The following is a 3,129-nucleotide window of genomic DNA, read 5'->3' as shown; positions in this document are numbered from 1 at the left end:
TTTGTTTTCTTTAAATATTTCAATACCAGTTAATCCATTTAATGCAACGTAAACATTATACCCATTTTTTTCTAAGTATGCTTTTAAGACTTGAACTACCTTTTCTTCATCTTCAATTATCAGTATATTTTTCATGCCTTGCTCCTTATTTGAATATTATTAGTATATTTGCGTAAAGCCTCTAACTTGTACACGTTAGAGGCTTTACACAATATGAGTTAATACAGTCTATTTTAACCATTTAATCGTTATACAATCATCTTTAGATACACCAACGCTATATTCTATTTGATATTAAGTTGTTCTTCCAAGTCTTATGCCAAAATAAGCATATTCATGTTGAAAAATCCAGAACAATAAAAATCAGTTGAAGTTCCTCACTATAGATATAACATTAGTTACTTTTTCTTCTTCGAAGAACAACTTCCACATCCACAATCCCCTGAACCCTTTTTCTTTAAACTATGATAAAGAATATGTCCTGCTACAGCTATAATAAATAAAGTTATTGATATCTCAACCCACATAAACTCAGTCCTCCTATTCTTAATGTTATTTAAATCAACATTTATAAATTTTTATAAAAATTGTGTTCTAAGTAATTAATACTTTTTTTATACTATATCAATTTATTATGTAGATTTTATGAAGATTAACGATTTTGAATTATTACTTATATTTTACGATGTGAATTTAATTGAATTAGTATATACTTAATTTTGATAAGGTAATTTTTTGATTTTTCTGTACTACCAATAATTTTAAACAGATAAATATAAACCCAGTATAACAGTATGCTTTTTAATATTTTCAAAGGAGAAATTTAATATGGAACTTGATTTTAAAAATATCATTCTACAATTTAAAACTGATTCAGAATCTGTATATAACACTTGGTTTGTTTATAACAATACAAGAATGAAAGCTTTTCGTTCAATTAGACGTGGTGTGATTGATACAATTAAATCAATTAAAGACGAAACTTTTGGCAATGATTTTAAGGGTTCACCCTTAGAATTCATATTATCCTGTATTACAGAGCAAAAACAAATATTCAAAGGGGCTGCTCATCCATTCTATTGGAAGCCTAAACTACGAATTCCTGATATATATGAAAATGAAGAAAACAAAAGAATTTTCGGACAGTTTTTAGAAGCTTGTATGTCAGCTAATACTGAAGATAAGCTAGTAAAAGAGATTATAAAACTTGATAGTTATCAAATAAAGGGATTAGGTCCATCTGTGGCAAATATACTTTATTTCTTACACCCAACTATAATGCCTCCATTTAATACTGCAATTGTAAAAGGTTTTAACGCCATTTTTGACGATAATAAAAAATTAGGTTCATGGCAACAGTATTTAGAGATGAGAGAAACTATTATTAAAATAAATGAAGAAAATAGATCTATACTGTCTACTGATTTAGGCGCTATATCAGGTTTATTATTTGATATAGGTGTTGGTAAAATTTCTTTGAATATAAATTGTGACACAGCTATAAAATTTGAAAAAGATAAGTTAGAAAAAACACTAAAAAAAAGACATGTTGAGGTGCAATATGAAATTAAAGAAGAGAGTGAACATCTTAAAACGCAATTTCTATTAACTGAAATCGGAAGAAATTTAGGATATGATGTTTTTGTGGCATTAAACGATCGGAGCAAATTTTTAGATGGAAAAAGCCTTCGATTTTTAACGTTAGGGGAACTACCGGAGTTAAGCGTTTCTAAAGATGTGCTTAAAACTATTTCTTTGATAGATGTTTTATGGATAAATAAAGAAAGTGAAAAAATAGATTGTGCCTTTGAAATTGAGAAAACCACATCTATATACTCAGGAATACTAAGACTCATGGATTTATCGACCTCACTTCATACTACAGAGTGTAACCTTTTCCTTGTAGCACCTGATTCTCGTGAAAAAGAAATAATTGCTCAACTAAGGAGGCCGGTCTTTAGGATCATGAATTGTGCAAATTTGAGATATATAGTATTCTCTGATTTATATGAAAATTGTAAGGGCATTTGTAAGTTTGGAGAAGATTCTAATATATTATTAAAAATATCAAAGCAACTTGAATAATATTTATAAGAAAAGTTAAAGAGGAGCATTTTGCTCCTCTTTAACTTTTTATAAAATCAAGTGCGTTGTATTAATTTACGTGTGGACCTGAATTATACTTTTATATCAATATTTTCTCAAGGTTAAGTGATTGAATCACTTAAATTTATTATTTGAGTTATCTTAGTAAAATCGTTTTGGTGCACTCAATTTTATAAACAATTGTTTCATTAATTTTCTACTATTTTTACAAAAATAAAAGAAATCGACAAAAAATATACTATCTACATATTATCTTCACAATATTTTATTATGATAGGCATTGTACTTGAAAAATATTTTCAACATTCGAAGTTTTAAAAAAATATATTACTTAGTTCTGAAATATATAAAGGTGGTGAAAAATTTGCAGTTTGAAGATATTTATAGTCCAATAGGTAATGATTTAAATCTCGTGGAAAAAGAACAAAGAAAAATATGTACAAGTTTAAGCACAAGTTATTTACAAGAAATTATAGGCTATTTTTTTAAGATACCAGGGAAACAGCTTCGCCCTACTTTAGCTCTGCTCTCAGCGGGTATTATAAATAATAAGCTTCCAGAGAGTACTAATGACCAGTTAATTCAATTTGCTACGGGTATTGAGCTCATGCATAGTGCGAGTTTAATACATGATGATGTGATTGATGGTGATTTGTTTAGGCGTGGTCAAAAAACTATAAGTAGAATCTATGGAAAGAAAATAGCGGTACTCACAGGTGATGTTGTTTATTCATTAGCATTCTCAACTCTTTCAAATTCACTACCAAAAGAATTTGAACAAATGATAGTTGAGTTAACTGAGTATATGTGTGCCGCTGAAGTAATTCAAGCAGAAAATGAATTACCTACTCATGAAACTTATTTAAACATTATTAAAGGTAAAACAGCATTATTTATGTCCGTTAGTTGCAAAATTGCAGCATCACTGGCTGGAGCGACAAAATATCAAATTACTAGAATAGAAGAGTATGGATTAAATTTAGGAATGGCATACCAAATAATGGATGATTGTATGGATAAAGA

3 protein-coding genes and 1 pseudogene are annotated in these 3,129 nt (G+C 28.3%); 2 read left to right on the top strand and 2 right to left on the bottom strand.

Annotated elements, in window-relative coordinates:
• Together Q0649_RS20855 and Q0649_RS20850 are read right to left on the bottom strand one after the other, a co-directional pair.
• A pseudogene (locus Q0649_RS20855) lies at nucleotides 1–135 on the bottom strand (DNA-binding response regulator); the annotation flags it as partial.
• Between the two features lie 263 nt (nucleotides 136–398).
• The gene (locus Q0649_RS20850) at nucleotides 399–527 is read right to left on the bottom strand and encodes a FeoB-associated Cys-rich membrane protein (RefSeq protein ID WP_298846389.1); all 129 of its coding nucleotides are present in this window, start codon (nucleotides 525–527) and stop codon (nucleotides 399–401) included.
• A 301-nt stretch (nucleotides 528–828) separates the two neighbouring features.
• Between Q0649_RS20850 and Q0649_RS20845 the strand changes: the two genes are divergently transcribed.
• A complete protein-coding gene (locus tag Q0649_RS20845) occupies nucleotides 829–2,085 on the top strand; it encodes a hypothetical protein (RefSeq protein WP_298846386.1) in 1,257 nt (418 codons plus the stop codon).
• A gap of 385 nt (nucleotides 2,086–2,470) precedes the next feature.
• Nucleotides 2,471–3,129, top strand: a 659-nt coding sequence (locus Q0649_RS20840; RefSeq protein ID WP_298846383.1) for a polyprenyl synthetase family protein, incomplete at its 3' end; no start/stop codon positions are given.

Origin of the sequence: uncultured Clostridium sp., from assembly GCF_937920395.1 — a bacterium.
Lineage (GTDB): Bacteria > Bacillota > Clostridia > Clostridiales > Clostridiaceae > Clostridium_AD.
The sequence above is the reverse complement of the archived record's forward strand: the minus strand, read 5'-3'. Positions and strand labels throughout refer to the sequence as shown.

What these genes read in the sequence shown, in the direction of transcription:
- Q0649_RS20850 (WP_298846389.1), bottom strand. Translation starts at nt 527, where the DNA reads ATGTGGGTTGAGATATCAATAACTTTATTTATTATAGCTGTAGCAGGA.
- Q0649_RS20845 (WP_298846386.1), top strand. Translation starts at nt 829, where the DNA reads ATGGAACTTGATTTTAAAAATATCATTCTACAATTTAAAACTGATTCA.